Consider the following 25,775-nt stretch of genomic DNA (forward strand, 5'->3'; position numbering starts at 1 on the left):
GTCGCGCCCGTTGCCCGGTCGAGCAGCCCGCCGCGCCGGTTCAGTGGGCGGAGATCGCGGCGAGTTCCTGTTCGCTGATGGTGCCGGCGACATGCGCCCGGCGCAGGGCGCGGAACCCGCCGACCACGAACACCGCCCCGGCGATGCCGCGCGCCTGCAGATGCCAGGCCAGCCACTCGGCCTCGTGACCGTCGTCGCTGATCAGCAGCCAGCGGGCGTCGGTATGGGCCGAACGCAGGGACTCCGGCGTCCCCGGGGTGAGACGGGTGAGGAGTTCGGCGGCGTCGACGGCCAGCGCCCCGGAAAGCACACCGTCGGCCTGGCGTTTGCGCTGGCTACGGACGTCGACGGGTGTGTGGCCGGAGCGCACCAGCTTCTCGTAGTCGGCGGCCTGGGCCGACAGCGGCGTGGCGTCGGCGGACGTTGTGACAGTGGTGATGGGGGTACCGAGGACGGCGGTCATGTGAGGTCCTGAAAGTAATCGAGTGAGCGGGGGGCGTCGAAGAAGGGCGGCCGCAGATGCGGAACTCAGCCCTGACAACACTCCAGACAGCTCTTGATCACGGCGAAAAGTGTGCCACAGAATCACACTCTGCACCAGACCTGCACAGATCCGAGACGTGGTGGAAGTCGTCACCCCCGGCCCCTGAGACCCGGAGCCTGCGGAGGGTCGCACCCCGACCCCTGCGGAGAGTCGTCACGTAGGGCGGCTGACGCCTCGCTCTTCGCGCACCGACAGGCACCCACTCCGCTGATCGAGTAACGACGAACGGAGTGAGGAGTGTATCGAGATCAGGTTCGGCGACAATCGGAACCTCAGCGCCGACGCTGCTGCTTTGACCGCTCGTACACCAGCCGCAACCCGTCGAGGGTCAGGTAGGGGTGATGGGCGGTGAGCGTTTCGCATTCGTCGAACATCAACGGCGCCAGGAAGCCGGTGGCCACCACGGACACGTCGTCGCCGTCGAAGCCGGCGACGGTGTCACGCACGCGGTCCACCAGCGCGTCGACCTGACCGGCGAACCCGTACAGGATGCCCGACTGCAGCGCCTCGACGGTGTTCTTGCCCAGCACGCTGCGCGGGGGCATCAACTCCACCTTTCGCACCGTGACGGTGTGTTCGGAGAGCGCCTCTACCGCGAGGTTCACGCCGGGGGCGATGGCACCGCCGAGGAACTCCCCCTTCGCCGACACCGCATCCACCACGGTGGCGGTGCCGAAGGCCACCACGATGCACGGCGCCTTCGGATAATTGTGGTGGGCGGCAACACAGTTGGCGACACGGTCGGTGCCTACCTCTTTGGGGTTGTCCACCAGTAGCGGAACGCCGGTCCGCACACCGGGTTCCAGCAGGATGTGGTGATGGCCGTCGCCGAAGTAGCGCGGCACCATCACCCGCAGCTCACGCAGCAGCGACGGAACCGTGGACAGCGCCGCGACACCGGTCACCTGCTCGATGTCGGAGCCCAGCAGGCCGCGGATCAGCAGCGCGAGCTCGTCGGAGGTCAGGTTCGGCTCGGTGTGGATACGCCAGTCGCGCACCATTGTTGCGTGTTCGCCCGAGCCGGCGAAGACCCCGAGATGGATGTTGGTGTTCCCGATGTCGACGGTCAGCAGCATGGACGCGACTACACCGCGGTGTCGACGAGCTCGCGCGGGTCACGCAACCCTGAGCCGGCGGGCACACGGGCCGGGTCGTCGCCGGCCTCGAGGACACGGTTGCGGTCATCGACAAACACGACCGAGGGCGAGTACTCGCGCAGCTCCTGCTCGTTCACGATGCCATAGGCGATGATGATCACCAGATCGTCAGGGTGTACGAGATGCGCTGCGGCGCCGTTGATGCCGATGACACCGGAGCCGCGTTCGCCGGCGATGACATAGGTCTCGAGGCGGGCACCGTTGTCGATGTCGACGATGGTGACCTGTTCACCCTCGAGCAGGTCGGCGGCGTCGAGGAGATCCTGGTCGATGGTCACCGATCCCACATAGTGCAGGTCGGCCTGGGTGACCCGGGCCCGGTGGATCTTCGACTTCATCATGGTGCGGAACATATGCGATTCCCTTCGGTGGGTGATCTGGTGTCAGTGGTGGATCTGTTCGGGGTCGCGACCGGCGAAACCGGTGCCGATCGCGACGCCCACGTTGTCGATGAGGCGTGCCGCGCCGACCCGGGCGGCGACCAACAGCCGTCCGTCGCCCAACTCGGGTGGTTCGCCGAGTTGACGGTCGGTGAGCGCGAGGTAGTCCACCTCGATCTCGGGATTGGCGTCGAGCACCGACTGCGCAGCGGCGAGGATCGCGTCGCGTCCGCCGGCCGCGGCATGGGCACCGGCGACCAGCGCCGCCGACAACGTGGTGGCCAGCTCGCGTTGCTCCTCGTCGAGGTACCGGTTGCGCGACGACATCGCCAGACCGTCGCTCTCCCGCACCGTCGGCACGCCCACGACGTCGACGTCGAGGTTCAGGTCGTCGACCATCTGCTTGATCAGGACCAGCTGCTGGTAGTCCTTTTCCCCGAAGTACGCCGCATGCGGCGCGACGATGGTGAGCAGCTTGAGGACCACGGTGAGCATGCCGGCGAAATGGGTGGGCCGAGACGCGCCGTCGAGCACGGCGCCGGCCGAGCCCGGATGGACCATCGTGCGCTGCCCGTCGGGATACATGTCGGCGGCCGTGGGCGCGAACACCACCTCCACCCCGAGCGGCCGCAGCAACTCGCAGTCGGCGTCGAACGTGCGCGGGTAGGCATCGAGGTCCTCGTTGGCCCCGAACTGCAGCGGGTTGACGAAGATCGACACGATGACGACGGTATTGCCGCTGGCCTTCGCGGTCCGGACCAGTTCGAGGTGGCCGGCATGCAGTGCGCCCATGGTGGGCACCAGCGCCACCCGCTTGCCCGCGCGACGCAGCGCGGACGTGATCCGGTGCAGCGTCGCCGGATCCCGATGCACGGTGAGTTCGCCTGGCGTGTACGGCTTGTCGCCGAGGTCGGTGGTCATGTCGTCTCCAGCACGTCGATGAGTTCGGCGGGCGCAGCGGTGTGGGCTGCGGTCCGACGGGCGAGCACGCGGTAGGCCTCGGCGATGCCGGTGGCACCGGCGTCGTCGGCGGGCAGCCCCCGCAGCGCGCCGAGATGATCGGCGACGGCCTTTGCGTCGCCGCGGGCGACCGGCCCGGTCAACGCGCGCGGCCCGAGCTCCAACACGTTCTGCAGAGATGCCGTCACGAGGGGGCCCAGGATGCGTTCGGCGAGCATCGCGCCGCTGCCGTCGACGGTGGCCGCGGCCCGCCCGGCCTGGCCGGCGGGCCCGTCGATCGCGGCGTCGAGCGCGGCCACCGCGTCGGTGATGAGGGTGATCAGATGGTTGGCGCCGTGCGCCAACGCGGCGTGATAGAGCACGCGGTCGGCTTCGGCGATGCGCACCGGTTCGCCACCCATCTCCAGCACCAGCGCCTGCGCGATCGCATACCCGACCTCGTCGGCGGCGGTCACACCGAAACAGGCCTGCCGCAGCCGTGTGGTGTCGTCGGCGGTGCCGACAAAGGTCATCGCCGGGTGGATGGCGAGTGGCAGGGCGCCCAGTTCGGCGAGCGGCGCGAGTACGGCGACGCCGCTGGCTCCGGCCGTGTGCGCGACCAGCGTGTTGGGCCGCAGCGCCCCGCTGTGGGCGATCTCGTCGACCACGGCACCGAGCGCCGCATCGGGGACGGCCAGGATCAGCAGCTCCGACCGGGCGACCACCGACTGCAGGTCCATGACCTCGGATTCGGGGAGCCGGTCGGCGGCGCGGCGTCGGGAGGCCTCGGAACGGGCCACCACCGCGCCCACCACGTGACCGGCCTGTTCGAGAGCGGCACCGAGTGCGGTTCCGACTCGGCCGGCCGAGATCAATCCGACGGTCAGACGCGCAGGGGTGGGGAGATTGGAAACGCCGGACAGATACGGGGCATCCCCGTGCAGCCCGGACGGGCCGAGATCATCGCTCGGTGAGGTCACCACTGTCCTCCGCTGAAAATGTTCCAGTCCCGGCTGAGCTCGGGTACCAGACGTTGCAGGGCAAGACTAGGCCCTCAACACCGCCCGGGGCCAACGCCTGTGACAGGCTTCACGTGACGACAAGCGTCACGGCACGCGGTCGGTCAGTCCTCCCGACGCCGCCGACCACCGCCGGGCGCACCCGACTGACGCAGCTGGCTGAGCAGCTCGGAGACCGGCAGGCCGGCGGAGTGAGCACTCTCGCTGTCCTCGCCCCGCCGCCGACGACGCCCCTGCAGGGCCGGGTTCGACTCGTCGCCGCTGCCCTCGTGCCGTCCCATCGCAGCGAACGACGCCGACTCCGGCGACGGTTCGGGACGGGCGTTGTCCGGTGCGGGTTCGGCGGGGGCCGACTCCTCGTCGGCAGCCTCCGGGATGTCGGTCCCGGCGTCGGCCGGCAGGTCGTCCACAGACTCTGGAGCAGCAGACTCGCGAGCAGCGGATACCGGAGCCGCAGACTGGGCGGGCGGCCACTCGTCGGTGGGCGACTCGTCGACGTAGGCGTCGGCGGGCGCGGACGTCTCGGCGCCGGCCTCCTCGTCGGCGAGGACGGCATCCTGCACCTGATCGTCGGTGACGTCGTTGGGCACCTCGGTCGCGATGCGTCCGGAGATGGGCGCCTCATCGGTGATCACCGGGATCACCTCGGTCATCTCGTTCGGATCGACATCGGCAGGGATACGCCGACCGGAGTCCGCGGCCGGGGCGGTGGTGGCGAAGTCCTGCGCGGCGCGCACACTGTCGTCGGTGGCGAAGTCCGCGCCGAAACCGGTTCCGCCCCCATATCCGGAGCCGTAGCCGCCGGGCTGACCGATCCCCGAGGCCAGCTCCCGCAACTTCTCACTCGGCAGTGCGACCCGCGGATCCGGCAACGACTCACCGAGCAGGGTCTCCAGACTCGACCGCAGCGCCAGCACCTGGGCCTTGAGTTCGGCGAGCTCCTCGTTGGACTCGGCGCTGACCTCTTTGCGGATCGTGGTCTCGACGTCGAGCTCGTACTGGCGCCGGGCCGCGATCTCGCGCTCGAGCTGCAGTTCGTACACCAGCCGCAGATCGCGACTCTTGGCCTCCGCACTCTCGGCCTGCCGACGGAATTTGGTCACCAGGATGGCGCCGATCACGGCCGCCCACAGCGCTGCGATCACCGCCAGCGATCCACTGATCGACAACTGATCGGTGAAGACCATCAGGATGCTGGCCACGATGGCGAGCACGATGAGCAGACCCAGCAGCCACTGTCCCACCGATCTTCCGGAGCGCCGCGGCTCCGTGGAACGGCCGTTCGAGGTCGTCATGATCGTGAACTTACCGCCTGACCGCACTGAAGTTGCCCAAGCACCGCGGAGAGTCACGAATCCCTCGGGTGCTATGGGCGAGGTCAAGCAGGCCCCGGATGCCCTTCGACAGCGTCATCGGTCGGGTCGTCGGGTGCACGACAACAATATTCGAGCCAGAGGGCGGCCGCCACCAACACAATGCCGCCGACGAGTCCGACGATCGCGCCGGGCCGGTCGTGCTGCGCGGCGGCGAGATCGTGTCGGGTCCACAGGAACACGAGCAACCCGGCCCACACCCCGACCGCGATGGCGCCCAGGATCGCCGACGATTTCGCCAGTGCGAACACCCGTGCCGCGGTCAGCGGATGCAACTGCCCGCGGGCGCGCCCGACATCACGCGAGGCGACCCGGGCGCGCACGATGAACGCGATCACCGCCTCGAGCGCGGCCAGGATGTACAGCACCAGGCCGGCCAGTAAGGGCATCGGCGGCAGGCTGCCGTAGTTGTAGCGAACCAGTATCCACGCCACGATCGCCACGACGACAGCGATGGCGGTCAGGTCTCGCACCCGGGTGGGGCCGAGCCCGGATTCCTGGTTCTCCTCCGGTGGACGTTTCGGTGCGGTCATCGCCGCCTCGGTGTGGGCAGTTCGTCGACCACCACGACTCCGGCGCGTTCGTCGGGGTCGAGTTCGGCGACGAGGTCGACCACCGGGCGCTCGCCCTGCGCGGTCCACAGCGTGGCGTCCGGTTCGACGGCGAGCCACGGCACCAGCACGAAGGCGCGTTGCGCCGCACGGGGATGGGGCAGCGTCAGGACGGGATCGGCGCTGGTTACGACGTGGCCGTCCCGGCTGACGGAGATCACGTCGACGTCCAGAGTTCTGGGCCCCCAACGCACCTCACGGGTACGGTCGGCGGCCTGCTCGAGTTCTTGACAGATCTCGAGCCACTGCTCGGGAGAACGCTCGCCCTCCGCGATGATCGTCACGTTGAGGAAATCGTCCTGTGCGACGCCGCCCCATGGCGCCGTGGAGTAGATCGGTGAGACCGCCACGAGGTCGTCGGCGAGACGTTCGACCACACCGGCCAGGTGGGCCGTGCGGTCACCGATATTGGACCCGGCCGAGAGGACGACACGTGAATACGTCATCAACTCATCGACTTTCGGGAACTCATCGATTTCCGGGAGCGTCGCGTCACCACCGCGACGTCGGCGAACTGCAGCGGGATGGGCGCCGACGGCTTGTGCACCGTCACCTCGCAAGCAGCGATCCGCTCGTCGTCCATCAGCGCGTCGGCCACCTCACCGCCGACGGCCTCGATCAGGTTGCGCGGTTCGCCGGCCACGATGTCGTGGGCGCGTTGGGCGAGTGCACCGTAGTCGACGGTGTCGTCGAGGTCGTCGGAGGCAGCCGCCGCGGTCAGGTCGAGCCACAGGATGATGTCGAGGATGAAGTCCTGCCCGTCGCGGCGTTCGTGTTCGAAGACACCGTGGTTACCCCGGACGACGAGGCCACGCAGCTCGATGCGGTCGGTCATCGGCTGTTCCTCGCTCTGGTCGGACGTATCGGGTCGGCCGACCCGGCGTCGGCGGGTCGGCGGCGTCCGCCACGGCGCCAGGCGCTCGCGACGGCGATGGCATCGCGACTCTTGGCCACATCGTGCACACGGACCGCCCAGGCACCGTCGGCAGCGGCGAGGGTGGAGATGGCCGCGGTCGCGATCTCACGTCCCGCCGGTGGCCGGCTCTCGCCGTCGTCGGCCAGCAGGGTGCCCAGGAAGCGTTTGCGCGACGCCCCCACCAGCACCGGGAAACCGAGACCGACCAGGGTGGGCAGGGCGTGTAGCAGCGCCCAGTTGTGATCGGCGGTCTTGGCGAAGCCGAGGCCCGGATCGAGGATGATCCGATCGGCGTCGACACCGGCATCGACGGCCGCGTCGACCTGGGCCAGCAGTTCCCCGCTGACCTCGGCGACCACGTCGCGGTACCCGCCGGCGTCGTCGACGCCGTGGGTGAACGGTGCACCGGCATGAGCGGCGACCCGGTCGACGGGGCGCCAATGCATCAGGATCCAGGGCAGGCCCGAGTCGGCCACGACTCGGGCCATGTCGGCGTCGGCGCGTCCGCCGGAGACGTCGTTGATGACGGTGACACCGGCGTCGATGGCGGCCTCGGCCACCGCGGCCCGCATGGTGTCCACCGACAGCGGCACACCGGCGTCGGCGAGGCCCTTGATGACCGGCGCGACCCGCGACGCCTCCACCTCCGGGTCCACGCGGCTGGCGCCCGGTCGGGTGGATTCGCCGCCGACGTCGATGAGGTCGGCGCCCTGGGCGATCAGTTCATGCCCGTGGGCGATCGCCGCGTCGAGGTCGAGGTAGCGGCCGCCATCGGAGAACGAGTCCGCGGTGACGTTGATGACCCCCATCACGAGGGTGCGGTCGGCATCCAGACGCATCGGGTCGCGTGGGCCGCTCAGGTCCGCGAGATCAGGTCGAGTGCCTCGCCACGCGAGACGGCGCTGGTCTTGAACAACCCGCGCACCGCCGATGTGGTGGTGGTGGCACCCGGTTTACGGATACCGCGCATCGCCATGCACAGGTGCTCGGCCTCGATCACCACGATCACCCCGCGCGGCTCGAGCCGATTGACGATGGCATCGGCGATCTGGCTGGTGAGACGTTCCTGGACTTGCGGACGCTTGGCGTACAGATCGACGACCCGCGCCAGTTTGCTCAGCCCGGTCACCTGGCCACCCTCGCCGGGGATGTATCCGACGTGCGCGACGCCGTGGAACGACACGAGGTGGTGTTCGCAGGTCGAGTACATCGGGATGTCCTTGACCAACACCAGTTCGTCGTGGTTCTCGTCGAAGATGGTGGCCAGCACCTCGCTGGGGTCGGTGTAGAGACCCGCGAACATCTCCCGGTAGGCGTTGGCGACGCGGGTGGGGGTGCGTTGCAGGCCTTCGCGGTCGGGGTCCTCCCCCACCGCGATCAGCAGTTCTCGGATCGCGGCCTCGGCGCGAGGCTGATCGAAGTGTCGCCCGCTCGGCGTGCGCGGGGCGAGTTCGTCGACTGCGCGATCCATGTCCTGCTGCTCACTGATGGTCATCGTGTCATCTGGTCCGTTCTGGGAACGTCGGTGCCGTCGGCGGGGTCTGACGCCTGGTGTCGCGGGTCGTTACCGGTATCCGGCACCGTTCGTGCCGGAGTCATCGGGTCCCCGGTCGTCTGGATTCCGGTCGGGAGACCCGTATCCGGCACCGTGGCCGTTGGTCCCGTTGGGGTACCCGTGTCCGTTCTGCTGCCCCTGGGGCTGCTGCCCCTGGCCACCACCGTGGTGGCCGGCACCCTGGTTGCCGGGGTAGCCCTGGTTTCCGGGGTAGCCCTGGTTGCCGGGGCGGCCCTGACCGCCGTAGCCGCCGGAGGACCCATTGGGGCCACCCTGCGGAGCGTCCCGCGGCGGCCAGCCCGGTGCCGACCAGTCGCGCGGGGCGCCGTAGTCGGGCCGGGTGCCGTGGGTTGGCTGACCGGAGTAGCCACCCGACCCCTGATATCCACCCGCGGAGCCCCCCGATGAGCCACCGTAGGGCTGGCCGGGCGCGGACTGCGGCGGGTAGGACGGTGGATACGACTGGCCCGGCGTCGGATTCGGGTAGCCGGGTGCGGCACCCGGATGTCCGGGCGGACCGCCCGCGCCGACCGGTTCCGGAACCGGCTCGGGCGCCGGCGGGGGCCACGGCTCACCACGTTCGATCGCCATTTCACCCGGCGTCTTCACCGGCGGCTTGTCGCTCGGGGTGCGATCACCGAACTCGTTGAAGGTGGTGATGCGCGGGCGCTTGTGCACCTCGGCGAAGATCCCCTCGAGGTCCTTGCGGGTGAGCGTTTCCTTCTCCAGCAGTTCCGAGGCGAGCACGTCGAGCGTGTCGCGGTACTCCGACAGGATGGCCCACGCCTCGGTGTGCGCGGCCTCGATCAGGCGGCGCACTTCTTCGTCGATCTCGCTGGCGATCTCGGCCGAGTACGACGCCTGGTTGCCCATCGACCGGCCCAGGAACGGATCGCCCTGTTCCTGGCCGTAGTGCACGGCGCCGAGCTTTGCGCTCATGCCGTACTCGGTGACCATCGCACGCGCGATCTTGGTGGCTTGGTCGATATCGCTCGACGCACCCGTGGTGGGTTCGTGGAACACGAGTTCCTCGGCGGCCCGACCGCCCATCGCCATGACCAGGCGCGCGATCATCTCCGAGCGCGTCATCAGGTCCTTGTCCTGCTCGGGCACCGCGAGAGCGTGGCCGCCGGTGCGGCCGCGGGCCAGGATGGTGACCTTGTAGATCGGGTCGAGGTCGGGCATCGCCCAGGCCGCCAGGGTGTGTCCGCCCTCGTGATAGGCGACGACCTTCTTCTCGTGCTCGCTGATGATGCGGCTCTTGCGGCGCGGGCCACCGATGACGCGGTCCACGGCCTCTTCCAGCATCTCGGCGGTGATGGTGTCTTTGTGCTCGCGAGCGGCCAGCAGCGCCGCTTCGTTGACGACGTTGGCGAGGTCGGCGCCGGACATGCCGGGAGTGCGCTTGGCCAGTCCGTCGAGGTCGGCGTCGTCGCCGATCGGTTTGCCCTGCGCGTGCACCTTCAGGATCGCGCGGCGACCGGCGATGTCGGGATTGCCGACCGGGATCTGCCGGTCGAAGCGGCCCGGCCGCAGCAGCGCCGGGTCGAGGATGTCAGGGCGGTTGGTGGCGGCGATCAGGATGATGCCGGAGCGATCACCGAAGCCGTCCATCTCGACGAGCAGCTGGTTGAGCGTCTGCTCGCGCTCATCGTGGCCGCCGCCGAGGCCGGCACCACGCTGGCGACCGACGGCGTCGATCTCGTCGACGAAGATGATGCAGGGGCTGTTGTTCTTGGCCTGCTCGAACAGGTCACGCACGCGGGAGGCGCCGACACCGACGAACATCTCCACGAAGTCCGAACCGGAGATGGTGAAGAAGGGCACTCCGGCCTCGCCGGCGACGGCCCGGGCGAGCAGTGTCTTACCGGTTCCGGGCGGGCCGAACAGCAGCACACCCTTGGGAATCTTGGCGCCGAGCGCCTGATAGCGCGTCGGGTTCTGCAGGAAGTCCTTGATCTCGTAGAGCTCTTCGACCGCCTCGTCGGCGCCCGCGACGTCAGCGAAGGTGGTCTTGGGCATGTCCTTGGTGAGCTGCTTGGCCTTGGATTTGCCGAAGCCCATCACGCCGCCGCGACCACCGCCCTGCATGCGGTTCATCACGAAGAAGAAGAGTCCGAACAGCAACAGCATCGGCAGGATGAAGATCAGGATCTGCCAGAGCGCCGATTCCTCGGTCACGTTCGTCTGATAGGGCGCGCCGGTCTGGGTGACGGTGTTGAACACTTCGTCGCCGGCCGCGGCGGGATACTTGGCGCTGATCTTGGTGACGTCCTGGCCGTCGACCTGGATCGGGTTCTTCAACTCGATTCGCAGCGTCTGCTCGCGGTCATCGATGTCGATGCGGTCGGTGTTCTTCACGTTGAGCTGCGTCAACGCGACCGAGGTGTCCACGGACGAGTACTCGCGGCCGGAGTCACGCATCACGCTCCAGCCCCAGAGGGCGAGCACGATCAACGCCACGATGGCGAGGTTGCGGAAGACTGACTTTCGGTTCATGCGTGTTGGTGGTGGTTCGGGCCGGTCTGGCAGTCCTGCCCGCGCCGTTCCCACTGTCCTTCCCGGTCGACGTCGCGGCCTGCCGCGCGTCGCGAGCGCAGCTGTCCGTATTTGTAGAGGCTACCGGTCAACGAACTTCCGGGGAAAACCGTTCCGCCCACCGTCCGCGGCTGCTCACCGCAGGTACACGGTCAGTTCTGGTACACCGTCGGGCGTAGCCGACCGATGAAGGGGAGATCGCGGTAGCGTTCGGCGAAATCGAGGCCGTAACCGACCACGAACTCGTTGGGGATGTCGAAGCCGACGTCGGCGACGTCGACCGGCGAACGCACCGCATCGGGTTTGCGCAGCAGCGTGCACACCTCCAACGATCGCGGCGAGCGGGTCGCGAGATTCTTCATCAGCCACGACAACGTGAGCCCGGAATCGATGATGTCCTCCACGATGAGCACGTCACGGCCGGTGATGTCGCGGTCGAGGTCTTTGAGGATGCGCACGACTCCCGACGACGAAGTCGACGACCCGTAACTCGAAACGGCCATGAACTCCATCTGCGACGGGATGCTCAGCGCCCGCGCGAAGTCGGTCATGAACATGACCGCACCCTTGAGCACCCCGATCAACACTAGGTCTTGCTCGATGTCGGCGTAGCGCGCCGCCACCGACTCGGCGAGCTCCTGGGTGCGGAGCTTGATCTGCTCCTCGGTGATGAGGATCGCCTCGATGTCGTCGCCGTAGGCGTGCGAGTTGTCGACAGGTGCGGCGTCGGCGGGTGTGGTGTCGGATCCGTGTGGGGACTGCACGCTTCCAGCTTGTCATGTCCCGGCCGGAGCACGCCCACGACCACCCGGATCCGCGCGCGAATCTCGGGTGGATTCGCTGTCGTCGGCGTGGCGTTGGTCAACCGTCCCAGTGGGCCTGGTAACGATGTAGGTCGTTCGTACGACATTTTTTGTGGGAACGGGATGTCGCGCATCACACTAAGATCACGAATGACAACATGATTCACACGCGACACACTTTTCTCCAGCCGTGAACCGATATTTGTGAAAGTGAAATTCGTCCGCAGACGCTGTGATTTCAGGGGGCCTGGTCATTTGTTCTGCGAACGAGATTCCTTCATGCAGCCTGCCCAGCCCGACTCTCGTCGCGGAGTCGATGACCTGAAAGACACCACACATGCATGCACACCCAGGCACCCGCACCCGCGGCCGCGGGCTTCGTCGCCACCTCCGCCTACTGACCGTCTTTTCCTTTGTCACCGTGGCGATTACGGCGTTCGCCGGGGTCGCGCAGGCCGCCCCGACCCAGCCCGCGCAGACGACGTACGACATTCACACGACAGCGACGTCGTTCTCCATCACCGTGCACAACGGCTCGATCAGCACCAATAACGGTGTGCTCGCCATTCGCAATAACGCCGGTGCGACCGCATTTCAGATGCCCCTGAACTATCGCAAGGAATATCTGCAATTCCCCATCGATGCCCGGACCTCGGGAAATAGCGCCACGCTGATACCTTCCCGTGACGTTGCGCGGGCCGTTCCGGTCAATCCGGCCGAGGTCGAGCGGCTGCGGGTGGAGGCTGCCAAGCAGCAGAAGGCGGCTGGCCCGCAGACGAAGCAGGAGCGGGATGACGAGGCGCTGGCTCGGTTCAATCAGGAGTTGAGTGCTGGTCTGTCGATCTCGTCAATTGTCGGCACGGTACTCGGCGCAATCGTTGGTGGGGCGGCGCTATGTCTGCTCGCTGGTATTCCCACCGGCTTCATCGCCTGCCTGCCATTTGTCCCGCTTGGCGCGTCCCTGGGCGGCCTTGTCGGACTCGCCCTCGGCGGTGGTGGATCGCTGATCTGGTCCGCGGTCAACTACTTCAACACCATCAACTCCCCGTTCGTCCCACCCAAGAAGTGACACGCTGACGCTTCACCCCGACGGTCCGCCTCAGTGCTCGACGAGGCGGACCGTCACTTGAGTCTGCGACGTTGGCCTGCCGTGGTCGCGAACTTCTGGCCGCAGTTCCCGCTTCCGGCTTGGAGCCGCACCTGCGGCCGGAACCCACAACTGCAGCCAGAACTGATTGGCCCACCGCCCGCGGCGGCGCGGCGCACGTCAGCGGGGGTGGCGGGTGACGTGTAGCCGCGTTCCGGTGCGGGTGGCGACGAGGCGCGCGGTGGGGTCGCCGCCGATCGCGACCTGCGCTCGGGAGGTGGGATCGCCCACCAGCGAGTCGACGGCGACGATCACCCGATAGGTGGGCTCGGTGGCGCCGACGTCGAGCAGCCAGCGACGCACCGCCCGGGTACGCAACGCCGCCGGAGCGTCAGCGAGGACCGCAGCGTCGAGTACTGCAGCACCGAGTTCTGGGATGTCGGCTCCTGTGATGTCACAGTCTGCACCGATGACCGCCCGGTCATACAGGTCGTCGGCGAGTGCGTCGAGAGCGTCGTTGTCGTCCTGCAGCGACGACGCCGTCCGGCCCAGCGCGTCGACGACCCCGCCGTGCAGCACGTCGTCGAGCAGCGGCAGCACCTCGGACCGCACACGAACCCGGGTGAAGCGGGGATCGCGGTTGTGCGGGTCGTGATGCGGGCGCAGTCCGAGTTCGGCGCAGGCGGCCAGTGTCTGGGTTCGACGAACACCCAGCAACGGTCGGCCCCACGGCGGATTCCATGGCCGCATGCCGGCGATCGATCGCGTCCCCGATCCCCGCGCAAGGCCGAGCAGCACCGTCTCGGCCTGGTCGTCGGCGGTGTGCGCCAGCAGGACGGGCCGGCCGGCGCGGGCGCCGTCGAGTGCGGTGTAGCGAGCGGTGCGCGCGGCCGCTTCCATCCCGCCCGCGGAGCCCACGCGGACCGCCAGCACGGTCGCCTCGGCCCCCAGCCGCCGTGCGGCATCGACTGCCTCGGACGCAACGGCGTCCGATCCCGCCTGCAGACCATGGTCGACGACCAGCGCGCGCACCCGCAGACCAGCACGCACCGCGCACGCCATCAACGCCAACGAGTCCGGTCCGCCGGACAGCCCGACGCACACCTCGTCGCCGACGCCCGGGTACGCAGCTGCGAATTCGGCGACTGCGCGGGTTACAGCACCCGTTGCATCCACAGGCGCGGTTCGTCGATCTCGTTCGGTCGCGGCATCGTCTCCGGCGAGGTCCAGATGGTGTTGAACTGCTCCATCCCGACTGCGCCGACCACTTCGTCGACGAACGCCTTGCCCCGGATGTACTGCGCCAGTTTGGCGTCCATGCCGATGAGAGCCCGGATGATGCGCTGGATCGGGTTGCGGGGTGCGGTGCGTCGTTTGTCGAAGGCCGCGCGGATGTTCGCGACGGTCGGCACGTGCACGGGGCCGACGGCATCCATCACGTGATCGGCGTGGCCCTCGAGCAGGGTGCCGAGCATCATCATGCGGTTGAACGCCTCGTACTGTTCGGGCGTCTGCAGCAATTGCATCGCGCCGAGCACGCCCTTTTCGCGGGGTTTGTCGCCACGCAGCGTCTCGGTGATTCTGCCGATGATCTCGCCGGTCGATTCCCCCGCATCCGAGGTGAGGATCTCCAGATTGTCGATCATGTACTGGCGCAACCAAGGGTTGGCGGAGAACTGCACCCGATGGGTCACCTCGTGCAGGCACACCCACAACCGGAAGTCGCTGGGCACAACCTTCAGGGACCGTTCGACGGCGATGATGTTGGGTGCCACCACCATGAGCACGCCGGGGTCACCGGTGTCGGGGTCGGGGGTGAACGGGTCGTACTGCCCGAGGATGGCGCCGGACAGGAAGGCGAGCAGCCCGCCCGCCTGCACTCCCCCGGCCTTCGCGGAGAGTCCGGCGAGTCCGGAGGTGTCGGCCTCACCGCTGACGCCGAGCATCGACTGCATCGAGCGGGAGGCGGCGTCGACCCATTGCTTGCGGTCGAGGATGCGGGTGGTGGGCACCCGCAGGCCGTCGGCCAGACCGGTCAATTCGCGGACCGGCGCCTCGGCGCGGGTGGCCGCATCGGCCAGTTCGGCATAGGCGGCGTCGAGCGTGTATGCGGTGGTCTTGGGTCCCGGTCGGGCCAGTCGCCGTCCGGTGGCCGCGGCCAGGCCCCAATCGATCCGGGCGCCGATCGACTCGGCGTCGACCTGGTCGAGAGTCGTGTCGTTGCTGTTCATCGGCACCCACATTCCCTCAGCGCGCCGGCCACGTCGTCGAGCGCGGGCCGTGCATCGGCCGGGGACGTGCCTCCTGACATGAGCGCGAACGCCAGCACCCGGCCGTCGATCGTCTGGACTATCCCCGTCAACGAACTCACCCCGGTGAGGGTTCCCGTCTTCGCGCGTACCCATCCGGCGCCGGGATTGGTGTCCGGGTCGAAGCGGTCGGTCAGGGTGCCGGTGCCGCCGGCCACCGGCAGTCCGTCGAGCAACGACCGCATCAGCGGCTGCGACGGCCCGGCCGCCGCGCCCATCAGGGTGTCCAACACTCCGGCCGGCACCCGATTGGCGTACGACAGCCCCGACGCGTCGCGCAGGGTCACCGCCGACATGTCGAAGCCATGCCGGCTCAGCGAGCTCTCGATGGCGGCCACTCCGCCGGCGAGGCTCGCCGGGCCGCCCTGCGCGGTCGACAGTTCGACCGACAGCGTCTCGGCGAGCACGTTGTCGCTGAAGCGCATCATGTCGTTGACGCGCGTCACCAGCGGCGCCGACTGCACCTGCGCGATCACCTGTCCGCCGGTGGGCACGGTCTGCTCGGTGACGGGGGCGTCGACGCCGAGCGCCGCGGCCAGCGACTCCCCGGCGATGATGGCGGGGTCGGCGACGCGCGGCGAGTACTCGTCGAGCGGTTCTATGCGGGCGCCGTCGGCCATCAGCGATTCGATGGGCGCGATGTCGCCGCCGGCGATGTCACCGTCGTCCCAGGTGCTCTCCATCGACGGCCCGGTGTAGGCACTGGTGTCGACGGCCACCGAGGTGACGTCGATACCGGCCTTGCGGATCTGCGCGGCGAGGTCGGCGATGCGGGGGGCGCGCGTGTAGAAGGTGTCCGCGCCGGTCGGCTGCGCCGACAGGGTGGGATCGCCTGCGCCCTTCAGGATCACCTGTCCGCCGGGGCCGGCGACGACCGTGGTGGTGATCCGCTGATCGTGTGGCAGATCCAACAGTGCCGCGGCGGCGGTGAGGATCTTGGCGTTCGACGCCGGAACCCGCGGCTCGGTTGGCGAGTCCGACCAGAGCTGCTGCCCGGTGAGCGCATCGCTGATCTCCCCGGTGAACTCACCGAGTGCCGGGTCGGTGACCGCCTCTTCGATGGCCTGCCGCACCCCGGCGGGAGTGGGTTCGGGCGCGTTCGGCGGGACCGGGTTGATCTGCGGGTTCACCGCGATGGCGGCCGGCTGCGGCGGGATGCCGGGTGGCAGTTCCTCGGACGAGTCGATCTGCAGCGCGACGGCGACGGCGCCACCGCCGATGAGGGCCAGGATGACCACCGAGATCAGCGCCCACAGCACTCCTCGACGCGACCGCAGCGAACGACCCGACCTGCTGTCGGGCCTCGTCGATCCGAGCCGCACGCTCCGCCACCTCCGGTGATCGCCGTGGGGGTCGGGCCCCCATGTCCGCCTCACAGTATCGTTGAGGCGATCTGCGCAGGCGACTGCTCGTCGGCTGCCGTCACCACCAGCGACAAATGTGCCAGGAGGAACTGTGGAATTCGATGTGACCATCGAGATCCCGAAGGGTAGCCGCAACAAGTACGAGGTCGATCACGAGACCGGCAAGGTCTACCTCGACCGCTACCTGTACACGTCATTCGGCTACCCGGCCGACTACGGCTACATCGACGGCACCCTCGGTGAGGACGGCGACCCGTTGGACGCGCTGGTGCTGCTACCCGAGTCCGTCTACCCCGGTGTCATCGTCAAGTCCCGTGTGGTCGGCATGTACACCATGACCGACGAGGCCGGCGGCGACGACAAGCTGCTGTGCGTGCCCGCCGACGACGTGCGCTGGGACCACATCCAGGACATCTCCGACGTCAGCGAGTACGAGCTCGGCCCGATCTCCCACTTCTTCGAGCACTACAAGGACCTCGAGCCGGGCAAGGAAGTTCAGCCCGGTGGTTGGGTCGGCAAGGCCGAGGCCGAGAAGGTCGCCCAGCAGGCCATCGACCGCCTCGCCCAGCAGCCCCACGAGGCCAACGAGCCCTCTCGCGGCTGAGCAACCGCACCTTCCGCGGCTGAGCAACGGTCACCTTCCGCTGGCAACGCCACCAGCACGGCGGTCGAGTGGGCGTTGTTTTCCGTCGAGTGGGCATCGCTTCCAAGCAGAACCGCACGTTCTGCCGGAAGCCCGACGCCCACTCGACGGAAAACAGCGCCCACTCGACACGAAAAACGTGCTGGGCACGGTGCGAGCGTGACTTACGTTGCTTTCGCGGGCTCCGTGGTCGCGCCGACGGGCCGACCCGTCCGCAATGGCAGTTCCTTCCAGGTCACCGTCCCGATGATCGCGAATGCCGCCATGATCGACACGGCCAGGAACACGCTGTCCATCGAGTTCGCGAAGCCCTCCTTGATCGGGCGGGCGAGTTCCGGCGGTAGTTCCTGGATCACCGACGTGTCCGACATGACGTCCGACGACGCCGACGCCTGGCCGGGGTTCTGTGCCGCGGCAATGAGACCTTGCGCGAACTCACGGGTCTGCGGGTTGTCACTCTGCGCGGCCTGCGCCACCGCCGCCTGATACTCCGGCTGTGTGGCGGCCGAGCTCATCTCGTCGGCGATATTCGGCCCCATCAGGGAGAACAGCACCGAGAAGAACACCGCCACACCCATGGTGCCGCCGATCTGGCGGAAAAAGGTCGCGGTGCCCGTCGACAGGCCCATGTCCTTGGGCGGCAGGATGTTCTGCATCGCCAGCATGATCGGCTGCATCAGGTTGCCCAGGCCGAAGCCGATCAGCGCGGCGATGAGCATCACCAGATACAACGGGGTGTCCACGCCGACGAGGTGCATCAGGAATGCACCGACGGTGATGAGCACCGAACCGATGATCGGGAAGATCTTGTACCGCCCAGTGCGCGAGATCAGCTGACCGGACAGGATCGAACCGGTCATCAGGCCCAGCACCATCGGCAACATCTGCAGGCCGGCGACCATCGGACTCGATCCACGCAGCACCTGGTAGTACTGCGGCAACATCGAGATGCCGCCGAACATCGCGGCACCGACGATCACCGAGATCCCGATACCCTGCGAGAAGATCGGGTTCCGGAACACCCGTAGCGGGATCAGCGCCTCGTCGCCCATCCGGTTCTCGATCCAGATGAAGGCGGCGATGCCGACGACGCCCACCACGTAACACAGCCAGGCAGCTCCGGAGGTCCAGCCCCATTCGCGGCCCTGCTCGGCGACGATGAGCAGCGGCGCGACGGCGATGGCCAGGGCGGTGGCGCCCCAATAGTCTGTGCGGCCACCCTGTCCCTTCTGCTGGTCGTAGTTGAGGACCTTGTAGATCAGCACCAGCGCGGCAATCCCGATCGGCACGTTCACCAGGAAGACCCAGCGCCAGCCGGTGACGAACAGGATCGACGACTGTCCGGCGAAGAGACCACCGAGCACCGGACCCAGGACGCTGGAGGTACCGAACACCGCCAGGAAGTAGCCCTGGTACTTGGCACGCTCACGCGGCGGCACGATGTCACCGATGGTGGTCAATGCCAGCGTCATCAGGCCACCGGCGCCGAGGCCTTGGAAGGCACGGAAGGCCGCGAGTTCGTACATCGACGTCGCGATGCTGCACAGGAACGATCCGATCACGAAGATCGAGATGGCCACCATGAAGAACGGCTTGCGGCCGTACATGTCCGACAACTTGCCGTACAGCGGTGTGACGATGGTCGCCGTCACCAGGTAGGCGGTCGTCGCCCAGGCCTGCATGTCGTAACCGTTGAGGTCGTCGGCGATGGTCCGGATCGATGTCGACACGATCGTCTGGTCCAGCGCGGCCAGGAACATCGCGCTCATCAGGCCGGCCAGCACCGTCAGGATCTGACGGTGACTCAACCCGGCGCCGGCGACGTCGTCGTCGCGGGCCGTGGCCGTGGATTCTGTCATTTCTGTCCTTTCACAAGCGCTTCGAGCGAGCCGGATCCCGTCTTGGCGCATGGGGGTGCGATCACGGACTCGGCGGCGTCGACGAACCTGCCGAGCAAACCGACCAGGGTGCGCAGTTCGTCGTCACTCCAGTCCGACATGGCGTTGTCCATGGCTGTACGACGCACCGTCCGCATCGCCTCGACGCGGGCTCGGCCGTCGTCGGTGATCACGAGCTGGGTGGCGCGACCGTCGTCGGGGTCGGCTTCGCGGCGTACCAGGCCGAGATCGACGAGTTGGGCCACATAGCGACTCACCGTCGACGGGTCGGCGTTGAGGCTCTCGGCGAGTTCCCGTGACCGCATGGGCTGGCGGGCCAGGTGGAAGAGCGACTTGAAGGCGGCCGACTCGAACTCGCCGTCCGGTGTCTTGAACGTGGTGTGTGCCGCACGGTCGCGGATGCGGATGTATCGGGCGAGAGTGTCGAACAGCTCGTCGAGAGCTCCCTGGTCGAGCATCACGCCTCCTCGAGTTCTTTACTTTCCCTTTGCAATTAGTTGCGAACTGCAATTAGTTGCTGGACGCAAGTATGCGCGCGGATTCGTGGGAAGGCAAACCGTTACCTACGATCAGAAAACGTGACTCCTCAGCCGCCTCCCACATCGGGCAACCGTCCGCATTTCACCTCCATGCCCGATCTCGCCCTTCGCGATCTCGGGGGCGCGGTGGTCTGGACCAACGACGACCTATTCGCCGAGGCGCAGAACCTCATCAAGACGCCGGCGGCGCAGTACCAGCCGGCCACGTTCGGTCACAAAGGCCAGGTCTACGACGGCTGGGAGACCCGGCGACGGCGGCAGAGCGGGGTCGACCAGGCGATCGTCCGACTCGGCGCGCCCGGCGTCATCTACGGCGTGGTGGTCGACACGTCGTGGTTCAAGGGCAACTATCCACCGCACATCTCGGTGGAGGCCGCCGCAGTGGAAGGCGTCGTCTCGGTCGATCAACTACTCAACGACGTCGAGTGGGTCACGATCGTCGACAAGTCCCCCGCCGAGGGTGACACCCGCAACCCGTTCAAGGTCGATGCGAAGAACCGGTTCACGCACGTGCGACTGACGATGCATCCCGACGGCGGCGTGGCCCGCTTCCGCGTGCACGGTCGCGGAGTGCCCAACCCGCACTTCTTCCGCTACGGCCACTTCGATCTCGCCGCACTGGAGAACGGTGGCCTGATCACGGCCTGCTCCAACATGTTCTACAGCTCCCCCAACAATCTGCTGATGCCCGGACGCGCCCGCAACATGGGCGAGGGCTGGGAGACCTCGCGGCGCCGCGACGACGGCAACGACTGGGTCCAGGTCCGGCTGGCCGGGCGCGGCCAGGTCAGCCTCGTCGAACTCGACACCAGCTACTTCCTCGGCAACGCTCCCGGCGCGGCGACGGTCCGGGGTCGCGACGGCGAGAACGGCGAGTGGTTCGAGGTCCTGCCCCGCACCGAGCTGCAGCCCGACACCCGCCATCGCTTCGTCATCGACCTCGATCGTCCGATGACCGAGGCGCGCATGGACATCTACCCCGACGGTGGGATGGCGCGGTTCAAGCTGTACGGCACATTGACCGACGATGCGGAGGCCGAGCTCGTCGAGCAGTGGGAGCGTGGCGAGGCCTGAGCTTCGCGCGCATCTATCGCGCATCCGCGCATGTCGAGACGTGCGCGGATGCGCGCTCGGTGCGCGGATGTGTCAGGCCTGCAATCGGTGCAGCGCCTCCACCAAACGGTTGATGTCGTCTGCGCCGGTCCCCAGGCCGAAGCTCGCGCGCACCGCACCATCGGGAAAGCCGAGCCGTTGCAGCAGCGGATGTGCGCAGAACTTTCCGTCGCGCACGCCGATTCCCGCTGTGTCACTGAGATGTTCGGCGACTTCACGGGGCGCGTGACCGTCCACGACGAACCCGGCTATACCGACCCGGTCGGTCGAGTCGTCGAAGATCCGCAGCAGCTCGACGCCGGCGATCCCGGCCAGTCCGGCGTCGAGGCGACCCAACAGCTCCGCCTCATGCGTACCAATGGTCTCGAAGCCGATGCCGGCCAACGCCTCGCAGGCCGCCGCGATCGCGATGGCGCCCAGCACGTTCGGTGATCCCGCTTCGTGTCGAGCTGCGCCGCTGCGCCATTCGACACTCGCCGACGCTGCGTCGTCGAGGGTGACTGCCGCCGACGCACCGCCGCCGGCGAGGTACGGGTCGGCCGCGTCGAGCCAGTCCGCCCGGCCGATCAGCACCCCGGCGCCGAACGGCGCGTAAAGCTTGTGTCCGGAGAACACGAGGTAGTCGATACCGTGGCTGACCATCGACACCGGCCGGTGCGCGACGAGCTGGGCTGCATCGACCAGGATGCGGGCGCCGTGTCGGTGGGCCAGCGCGGCGAGCCGGCCGATCGGCAGCACTTCACCGGTCACATTGGACGCCGCGGTCACCGCCAGCAACGCAGCCGGCGCCGCCGCCAACTCCGCCTCCAGTGCAGCCAGGGTGCCCTCGATAGTCGACCGCGCCCGCACCACCCGCGAGCCCCCGGTGCGCTCGCGGGCCGTCCACGGCAACAGATTCGCGTGGTGCTCGATATCCAGGACGACGACATCGCCGCGGGTGGCCCGGGCGGCCAGATTGATCGCGTCGGTGGTGCCGCGAGTGAACACCACGGCGTCGTCGATCCGTCCGCGCACGAAGGCTCGTACCGACTCGCGGGCCGACTCGTACCTGACGGTGGTGACCTGCGAATGATGTCCGGCACCCCGATGGACGCTCGCGTACTGGCCGAGCGCGGCCTGCACGGCGCCGGCCACCGCGGCCAGCGCCGGCGCACTGGCCGCGTAGTCGAGGTTCACATAGCGCACCGACCCGCCTGAGCACAGAGGAACGTGCGCGGTGGCGCCGACGACCTCGGCCAGCGGCGGGATCGGGGTCGGCTGCGGGCACGCGGGCAGCGGCGCAGCCGCGAGTGACGTGATGAATGGGTCTGACAGCACAGTGGACATGAACGCTCCTAGGGAATCCGCACTTGCCGTGGCCACCTCGACCACAGCCGGGTCGTCACCCGGAGCACCCCACCGCGGAGGAGGGTTGCCGGCCAGCGAGCCGGGGCTTGTCACTGGCACTCATGACCCGCATCAACAGTCGCCCATCGGCCCCGGACGAGTCAATTTCCGATCAGCGTGCGCGAAACCCGGCGAGCCGCGCCGGTACCGTGAGGTCATGTCCACTTCCGACGGCGACGACCGCGAGGTGTTCGTGCTGTCCCGACCCCACGGCACCGTCCGCGCCCGTGGTCGTCGGCGTGCGTTCACCGACACCGCCGCCGCCCGCGCAGCCCTCTCCACGGGTGACGTTCGGGCCATCACCGGGGCAATCCCTTTCGACCCAGCCGACAATGCGACGCTCGTCGAACCAAAAGTCCTCGATGTGGACGCCGCACCGCTGACGCCGGTGCCGCCGACACCGCGCGAGGTTGTGTCCATGACGGCCCACCCCGATCCACGAACCCACCGCGACCGGGTGGTCGCAGCCATCAAACAGATCGCCGACGGCGTGGTCGACAAGGTGGTCCTCGCCCGCGCCGTCGACATCGTGATCGGGCAGCCGGTTGAGGTCACCGATCTGCTTGCCGCACTCGCGGGCGGCAATGTCGACCACAACGCCTTCGCCGTGGACGTAGGGGCCGTCATCGGCGACGATTCGTGGCTACTCGGCTCGAGCCCGGAAGTGTTGTTGCGCAAGACGGGTCAGGTCGTCACCTGCCGACCGTACGCAGGCTCGGCACGCCGATCCGCCGACCCTACCACGGACCGTGCGGCCGCCAAGGCACTCGCGTCGTCGTCGAAAGACCTCGCCGAGCACCGCTTCGTCGTCGATTACCTCCGCGACCGGCTCGCCCCGTTGAGTTCGGATCTGGATGCACCGTCGACCCCCGAGGTCCGCTCCACGGGCGAGATCTGGCACCTGGCGACACCCATCCGCGCGACGCTGCGTGATCCGTCGGTCACCGCGCTGGATCTCGCGGCGCTGCTCAGTCCCACCCCCGCGGTCTGTGGCACACCGAGTGATGTTGCCGCCCAGTTGATCCGCGATGTCGAAGACCCACGCGGGTTATACGGGGGCGCGGTCGGCTGGTGCGACGACGCCGGCGACGGCGAGTGGATGGTCACCATCCGATGCCTGCAGCTTGCCGCAGATCGCCACAGTCTGCGCACCTGGGCCGGCGGCGGGATCGTGGCCCAGTCCGACCCACAGGACGAACTCGACGAGACCACCGCCAAACTCGCGACCGTCCTCAACGCATTGGGTATAGCGCATGCCTGACGACTTCCTGATCGCCCACAACCCGGAGGAGGGTTCGTCGCTCCTCGATACGTCGCCCAGCGGTTGGGCTGACTCTCCGGTGATCGAGTAGGTCCGAGGCGCTAGCCGAGGGCCGTATCGAGATCAGGCCGCCGACTTCCTTACCCCAGCGCCCGATCGAGATCCGCGATCAGGTCGTCGACGCCCTCGAGCCCTACCGAAAGCCGCACCACCGAGTCGGTGACGCCGATGGCGGCTCGACCTTCCGGACCCATCGCACGATGGGTAGTGGTGGCCGGGTGGGTGATCAGCGACTTCGAGTCGCCGAGATTATTCGAGATGTCGATGACCCGTAGGCCGTTGAGCACCTCGAAGGCCCGCTTCTTGCCACCGACGCCGTCGCGGTCGGCGATCTCGAAGGTCACCACGGTGCCGCCGCCCGACATCTGCGCCTTGGCGAGTTCGTACTGCGGATGAGACTGCAGGAAGGGATATTTGACCCACGCCACCCGTGGATCGGCCTCCAGGAACTCGGCGATCCGCAACGCCGAGGCGACCGAGGCGTCCAACCGCAACCGCATCGTCTCGAGGCCCTTGAGCATCGTCCAGGCGTTGAACGGACTCAATGCCGGCCCGGTGTGGCGCATCAGGGTCTGCACCGGGCCGTCGATGTACTCCTGCTCGCCGAGTACCGCACCGCCCATCACGCGTCCCTGGCCGTCGATGTGTTTGGTCCCGGAGTAGACGATGACGTCGGCACCCATGTCGAGTCCGCGCTGCAGCAGCGGGGTGGCGAACACGTTGTCCAGCACCACCTTCGCGCCGGCGGCATGGGCCAGCTCGGTCACTGCCGCGACGTCGACGAGGGTCTGCATGGGGTTGGACGGGGTCTCGAAGAACACCGCCGTGGTGGGCGTCGACAGCGCATCGCGCCACTGGTCGAGGTCCTCGCCGTCGACGAACACCGTCTCCACACCCCAACGGGGCAGGATCTCGTTGCACACCACGAAGCACGAGCCGAACAGGCTGCGTGCGGCCACCAGGCGGTCACCGGCCTTCAGCAGCGCACCGAGCGCGACGAACACGGCGGCCATTCCGCTGGCGGTGGCGAAACACGCTTGCGCACCTTCGATCTGGCGCAGACGTTCCTGGAACATCTCGACTGTGGGGTTGCCGTAGCGGGAGTAGACGAAGCGCTCGTCCTCACCGGTGAACGCGCGTTCGGCGGCCTCCGCCGAGTCGTAGACGTAACCACTGGTCAGATACAGCGCCTCGGAGGTCTCGAAGAAACCCGACCGGTCGAGGCCGGCGCGCACCGCCAGCGTGTCGGCCGAAACACCTTCGGGCAGTTGCCGGCTCACGACTGCCGCCAGGGGAGGTTCTGCGCCCGCCAGCCCGCGTTGCCGCGATGGTCGTCGGAGTCCAGCCCACCTTCGAAGCCGTCGAGCACGTTGTAGGCCTTGCCGACCCCGTCTGCGGTCGCGGCCTCGGCCGCCCCGATGGACCGATGTCCGGACCGGCAGATGAAGATCACCTCGTCGTCATCGGCGATTCCCGCATCGCGCAACTGCGAGACGAACGCATCATTGTGGCGGCCGTCCGGGAAGGTGTTCCACTCGATGAACACCGTCTTCTTACCGATGACCTCGAGATCCGGCACACCCACAAACGCCCACTCGGCCCGGGTGCGGCAGTCCACCAGCACCGACTTGGGGTCGTTCTCCAGTTTCTTCCACGCCTCCAGGGGCGTGAGGTCACCCGCGTAGCTCACGACGTACACACCTTCCAGTCCCCGTCTTCTCGCACCACGACCACATCCGTGACCTGTTCTGAGTCCGGCGTCTCGTCGAAATGCCAATGTACCTGTGCGGTCGCCCGGTCACCGTTCACGGTGATGTCGGCGATCTCCGGGATCACGATCTGCCCGTTCTCCTCGAACGAGACCCGGTTCTGCTCGACGAATGTGTCCTTGTCCGGGAAGGTGTCGGAGGCGAGTTCCGCAGCGCATGTGGCCTCCCGGTAGCGCGTGTAATCCAACTCGTTGCGAGCGGTGTACGCATCGTTGACCGCATGCTGGATGTGCGCTTCGGTACTCATCCGGTCGTCGGCGGGACGGATCAGATACGAGATGCCGATGCCGATCGCGGCGATGGCCACCACACCCAGGGCCACCAGGAACGGCCACGCCGCCTTCCAGGTCGGCGCGGGCGTCGCCTGACCGTCGGAAGGTCCACCGGACTCCGAACGATCCTGATCACCCGCACGCTTGGCCATGGCGCGCAGTCTATCGACCGTCGTCAGACCCCCTGGCCGCGGCACCGGCCCGCCACAGGCGGTTAGGCTAGGGTACCCAACCCAATC

Annotated in this window: 26 protein-coding genes and 1 riboswitch; of the genes, 4 read left to right on the forward strand and 22 right to left on the reverse strand. The window is 67.9% G+C overall.

What is annotated here, in order from left to right; genetic code table 11:
- Window positions 1-40: 40 nt before the first annotated feature.
- From VX037_RS16435 to hpt, 13 genes are all read right to left on the reverse strand, one after another.
- A complete protein-coding gene (locus VX037_RS16435; protein WP_235724487.1) occupies window positions 41-463 on the reverse strand; it encodes a rhodanese-like domain-containing protein in 423 nt (140 codons plus the stop codon).
- Window positions 464-816: 353 nt separating this feature from the next.
- Window positions 817-1,620 carry a type III pantothenate kinase gene (locus VX037_RS16440; protein WP_235724486.1) on the reverse strand — a complete coding sequence of 268 codons (804 nt, stop codon included), beginning with the start codon at window positions 1,618-1,620 and terminating at the stop codon, window positions 817-819.
- A gap of 8 nt (window positions 1,621-1,628) precedes the next feature.
- Complete coding sequence (gene panD / locus VX037_RS16445; protein WP_328714976.1) at window positions 1,629-2,054, reverse strand: aspartate 1-decarboxylase; 426 nt, start codon at window positions 2,052-2,054, stop codon at window positions 1,629-1,631.
- 30 nt (window positions 2,055-2,084) lie between these two features.
- Window positions 2,085-3,002, reverse strand: a complete 918-nt coding sequence (gene panC / locus VX037_RS16450; protein WP_235724484.1) for a pantoate--beta-alanine ligase — start codon at window positions 3,000-3,002, stop codon at window positions 2,085-2,087.
- Entirely contained in the window at window positions 2,999-4,000 is a 1,002-nt protein-coding gene (locus tag VX037_RS16455; RefSeq protein WP_328714977.1) for a Rossmann-like and DUF2520 domain-containing protein, read from the reverse strand. Before VX037_RS16455 ends, panC begins: the two co-directional genes overlap by 4 nt.
- A 143-nt stretch (window positions 4,001-4,143) precedes the next feature.
- A complete protein-coding gene (locus VX037_RS16460) occupies window positions 4,144-5,334 on the reverse strand; it encodes a DUF6779 domain-containing protein (protein WP_328714979.1) in 1,191 nt (396 codons plus the stop codon).
- A gap of 83 nt (window positions 5,335-5,417) precedes the next feature.
- A complete protein-coding gene (locus tag VX037_RS16465) occupies window positions 5,418-5,945 on the reverse strand; it encodes a DUF3180 domain-containing protein (protein ID WP_235724481.1) in 528 nt (175 codons plus the stop codon).
- A complete protein-coding gene (gene folK, locus VX037_RS16470; RefSeq protein ID WP_328714980.1) occupies window positions 5,942-6,469 on the reverse strand; it encodes a 2-amino-4-hydroxy-6-hydroxymethyldihydropteridine diphosphokinase in 528 nt (175 codons plus the stop codon). Before folK ends, VX037_RS16465 begins: the two co-directional genes overlap by 4 nt.
- Entirely contained in the window at window positions 6,469-6,858 is a 390-nt protein-coding gene (gene folB / locus VX037_RS16475) for a dihydroneopterin aldolase (protein ID WP_235724479.1), read from the reverse strand. The genes folK and folB overlap by 1 nt, the downstream gene beginning before the upstream one ends.
- Window positions 6,855-7,778, reverse strand: a complete 924-nt coding sequence (folP, locus tag VX037_RS16480; RefSeq protein ID WP_328714982.1) for a dihydropteroate synthase — start codon at window positions 7,776-7,778, stop codon at window positions 6,855-6,857. The genes folB and folP overlap by 4 nt, the downstream gene beginning before the upstream one ends.
- Window positions 7,779-7,795: 17 nt before the next feature.
- Window positions 7,796-8,434 carry a GTP cyclohydrolase I FolE gene (gene folE / locus VX037_RS16485; RefSeq protein WP_396573287.1) on the reverse strand — a complete coding sequence of 213 codons (639 nt, stop codon included), beginning with the start codon at window positions 8,432-8,434 and terminating at the stop codon, window positions 7,796-7,798.
- A 69-nt stretch (window positions 8,435-8,503) separates the two neighbouring features.
- Window positions 8,504-10,993 carry an ATP-dependent zinc metalloprotease FtsH gene (gene ftsH, locus VX037_RS16490; RefSeq protein ID WP_328714983.1) on the reverse strand — a complete coding sequence of 830 codons (2,490 nt, stop codon included), beginning with the start codon at window positions 10,991-10,993 and terminating at the stop codon, window positions 8,504-8,506.
- 191 nt (window positions 10,994-11,184) lie between these two features.
- The gene (gene hpt, locus VX037_RS16495; protein WP_442903690.1) at window positions 11,185-11,796 is read right to left on the reverse strand and encodes a hypoxanthine phosphoribosyltransferase; all 612 of its coding nucleotides are present in this window, start codon (window positions 11,794-11,796) and stop codon (window positions 11,185-11,187) included.
- A gap of 376 nt (window positions 11,797-12,172) precedes the next feature.
- Here hpt and VX037_RS16500 point away from each other — a divergent pair, with 376 nt between their 5' ends.
- Complete coding sequence (locus VX037_RS16500) at window positions 12,173-12,904, forward strand: glycine zipper family protein (RefSeq protein WP_328714984.1); 732 nt, start codon at window positions 12,173-12,175, stop codon at window positions 12,902-12,904.
- Between the two features lie 198 nt (window positions 12,905-13,102).
- Here the strand turns inward: VX037_RS16500 and tilS are convergent, their stop codons facing one another.
- Genes tilS through dacB form a run of 3 tightly spaced genes read right to left on the reverse strand, consistent with a single transcriptional unit; the run spans window position 13,103 to window position 16,553 of the window.
- Window positions 13,103-14,098 carry a tRNA lysidine(34) synthetase TilS gene (tilS, locus tag VX037_RS16505; RefSeq protein ID WP_328714985.1) on the reverse strand — a complete coding sequence of 332 codons (996 nt, stop codon included), beginning with the start codon at window positions 14,096-14,098 and terminating at the stop codon, window positions 13,103-13,105.
- The gene (locus tag VX037_RS16510; protein ID WP_266059936.1) at window positions 14,077-15,153 is read right to left on the reverse strand and encodes a zinc-dependent metalloprotease; all 1,077 of its coding nucleotides are present in this window, start codon (window positions 15,151-15,153) and stop codon (window positions 14,077-14,079) included. The genes tilS and VX037_RS16510 overlap by 22 nt, the downstream gene beginning before the upstream one ends.
- On the reverse strand, window positions 15,150-16,553 hold the full coding sequence (gene dacB, locus VX037_RS16515) for a D-alanyl-D-alanine carboxypeptidase/D-alanyl-D-alanine endopeptidase (RefSeq protein ID WP_372475103.1): 1,404 nt from the start codon (window positions 16,551-16,553) through the stop codon (window positions 15,150-15,152). Before dacB ends, VX037_RS16510 begins: the two co-directional genes overlap by 4 nt.
- A gap of 133 nt (window positions 16,554-16,686) precedes the next feature.
- On the opposite strand from dacB, the gene VX037_RS16520 reads away from it, so the two are divergent.
- On the forward strand, window positions 16,687-17,199 hold the full coding sequence (locus VX037_RS16520) for an inorganic diphosphatase (protein WP_328714986.1): 513 nt from the start codon (window positions 16,687-16,689) through the stop codon (window positions 17,197-17,199).
- 203 nt (window positions 17,200-17,402) lie between these two features.
- On the opposite strand, the gene VX037_RS16525 is transcribed toward VX037_RS16520, so the two are convergent.
- Together VX037_RS16525 and VX037_RS16530 are read right to left on the reverse strand one after the other, a co-directional pair.
- Window positions 17,403-19,097 (reverse strand): MDR family MFS transporter, encoded by a 1,695-nt coding sequence (locus VX037_RS16525; protein WP_328714988.1) that lies wholly within the window; start codon window positions 19,095-19,097, stop codon window positions 17,403-17,405.
- Entirely contained in the window at window positions 19,094-19,594 is a 501-nt protein-coding gene (locus tag VX037_RS16530; RefSeq protein ID WP_266059935.1) for a MarR family winged helix-turn-helix transcriptional regulator, read from the reverse strand. The genes VX037_RS16525 and VX037_RS16530 overlap by 4 nt, the downstream gene beginning before the upstream one ends.
- Window positions 19,595-19,765: 171 nt before the next feature.
- Between VX037_RS16530 and alc the strand changes: the two genes are divergently transcribed.
- Window positions 19,766-20,749: an allantoicase gene (gene alc / locus VX037_RS16535; RefSeq protein WP_328715048.1), complete on the forward strand. Its 984-nt coding sequence runs from the start codon at window positions 19,766-19,768 to the stop codon at window positions 20,747-20,749.
- Between the two features lie 72 nt (window positions 20,750-20,821).
- On the opposite strand, the gene VX037_RS16540 is transcribed toward alc, so the two are convergent.
- Window positions 20,822-22,114: an aminotransferase class V-fold PLP-dependent enzyme gene (locus tag VX037_RS16540; RefSeq protein WP_235724470.1), complete on the reverse strand. Its 1,293-nt coding sequence runs from the start codon at window positions 22,112-22,114 to the stop codon at window positions 20,822-20,824.
- A 14-nt stretch (window positions 22,115-22,128) separates the two neighbouring features.
- Window positions 22,129-22,242, reverse strand: a riboswitch (SAM riboswitch).
- An 89-nt stretch (window positions 22,243-22,331) separates the two neighbouring features.
- Here VX037_RS16540 and VX037_RS16545 point away from each other — a divergent pair.
- Window positions 22,332-23,435, forward strand: coding sequence for an isochorismate synthase (locus VX037_RS16545; RefSeq protein WP_287014731.1), 1,104 nt, complete (start codon window positions 22,332-22,334; stop codon window positions 23,433-23,435).
- Between the two features lie 140 nt (window positions 23,436-23,575).
- Here the strand turns inward: VX037_RS16545 and VX037_RS16550 are convergent, their stop codons facing one another.
- The 3 genes from VX037_RS16550 to VX037_RS16560 are packed head-to-tail and all read right to left on the reverse strand — an operon-like array spanning window position 23,576 to window position 25,688.
- Window positions 23,576-24,775 carry an O-succinylhomoserine sulfhydrylase gene (locus tag VX037_RS16550; RefSeq protein WP_287014730.1) on the reverse strand — a complete coding sequence of 400 codons (1,200 nt, stop codon included), beginning with the start codon at window positions 24,773-24,775 and terminating at the stop codon, window positions 23,576-23,578.
- Window positions 24,772-25,185 (reverse strand): rhodanese-like domain-containing protein, encoded by a 414-nt coding sequence (locus VX037_RS16555; RefSeq protein WP_235724467.1) that lies wholly within the window; start codon window positions 25,183-25,185, stop codon window positions 24,772-24,774. Before VX037_RS16555 ends, VX037_RS16550 begins: the two co-directional genes overlap by 4 nt.
- Entirely contained in the window at window positions 25,182-25,688 is a 507-nt protein-coding gene (locus tag VX037_RS16560; protein ID WP_266059932.1) for an Rv0361 family membrane protein, read from the reverse strand. The genes VX037_RS16555 and VX037_RS16560 overlap by 4 nt, the downstream gene beginning before the upstream one ends.
- Window positions 25,689-25,775 lie beyond the last annotated feature (87 nt).

It is taken from the genome of Gordonia sp. Z-3, from assembly GCF_036233855.1.
GTDB lineage: Bacteria > Actinomycetota > Actinomycetes > Mycobacteriales > Mycobacteriaceae > Gordonia > Gordonia tangerina.

Coding starts and splice junctions, on each gene's coding strand:
- alc (WP_328715048.1), top strand. CDS start 19,766: ATGCCCGATCTCGCCCTTCGCGATCTCGGGGGCGCGGTGGTCTGGACC.
- VX037_RS16500 (WP_328714984.1), top strand. CDS start 12,173: ATGCATGCACACCCAGGCACCCGCACCCGCGGCCGCGGGCTTCGTCGC.
- VX037_RS16545 (WP_287014731.1), top strand. CDS start 22,332: ATGTCCACTTCCGACGGCGACGACCGCGAGGTGTTCGTGCTGTCCCGA.
- VX037_RS16530 (WP_266059935.1), bottom strand. CDS start 19,594: ATGCTCGACCAGGGAGCTCTCGACGAGCTGTTCGACACTCTCGCCCGA.
- folE (WP_396573287.1), bottom strand. CDS start 8,434: ATGACCATCAGTGAGCAGCAGGACATGGATCGCGCAGTCGACGAACTC.
- VX037_RS16525 (WP_328714988.1), bottom strand. CDS start 19,097: ATGACAGAATCCACGGCCACGGCCCGCGACGACGACGTCGCCGGCGCC.
- panD (WP_328714976.1), bottom strand. CDS start 2,054: ATGTTCCGCACCATGATGAAGTCGAAGATCCACCGGGCCCGGGTCACC.
- folK (WP_328714980.1), bottom strand. CDS start 6,469: ATGACGTATTCACGTGTCGTCCTCTCGGCCGGGTCCAATATCGGTGAC.
- panC (WP_235724484.1), bottom strand. CDS start 3,002: ATGACCACCGACCTCGGCGACAAGCCGTACACGCCAGGCGAACTCACC.
- VX037_RS16540 (WP_235724470.1), bottom strand. CDS start 22,114: ATGTCCACTGTGCTGTCAGACCCATTCATCACGTCACTCGCGGCTGCG.
- VX037_RS16460 (WP_328714979.1), bottom strand. CDS start 5,334: ATGACGACCTCGAACGGCCGTTCCACGGAGCCGCGGCGCTCCGGAAGA.
- VX037_RS16435 (WP_235724487.1), bottom strand. CDS start 463: ATGACCGCCGTCCTCGGTACCCCCATCACCACTGTCACAACGTCCGCC.
- VX037_RS16560 (WP_266059932.1), bottom strand. CDS start 25,688: ATGGCCAAGCGTGCGGGTGATCAGGATCGTTCGGAGTCCGGTGGACCT.
- ftsH (WP_328714983.1), bottom strand. CDS start 10,993: ATGAACCGAAAGTCAGTCTTCCGCAACCTCGCCATCGTGGCGTTGATC.
- VX037_RS16440 (WP_235724486.1), bottom strand. CDS start 1,620: ATGCTGCTGACCGTCGACATCGGGAACACCAACATCCATCTCGGGGTC.
- folB (WP_235724479.1), bottom strand. CDS start 6,858: ATGACCGACCGCATCGAGCTGCGTGGCCTCGTCGTCCGGGGTAACCAC.
- folP (WP_328714982.1), bottom strand. CDS start 7,778: ATGCGTCTGGATGCCGACCGCACCCTCGTGATGGGGGTCATCAACGTC.
- VX037_RS16465 (WP_235724481.1), bottom strand. CDS start 5,945: ATGACCGCACCGAAACGTCCACCGGAGGAGAACCAGGAATCCGGGCTC.
- VX037_RS16510 (WP_266059936.1), bottom strand. CDS start 15,153: ATGAACAGCAACGACACGACTCTCGACCAGGTCGACGCCGAGTCGATC.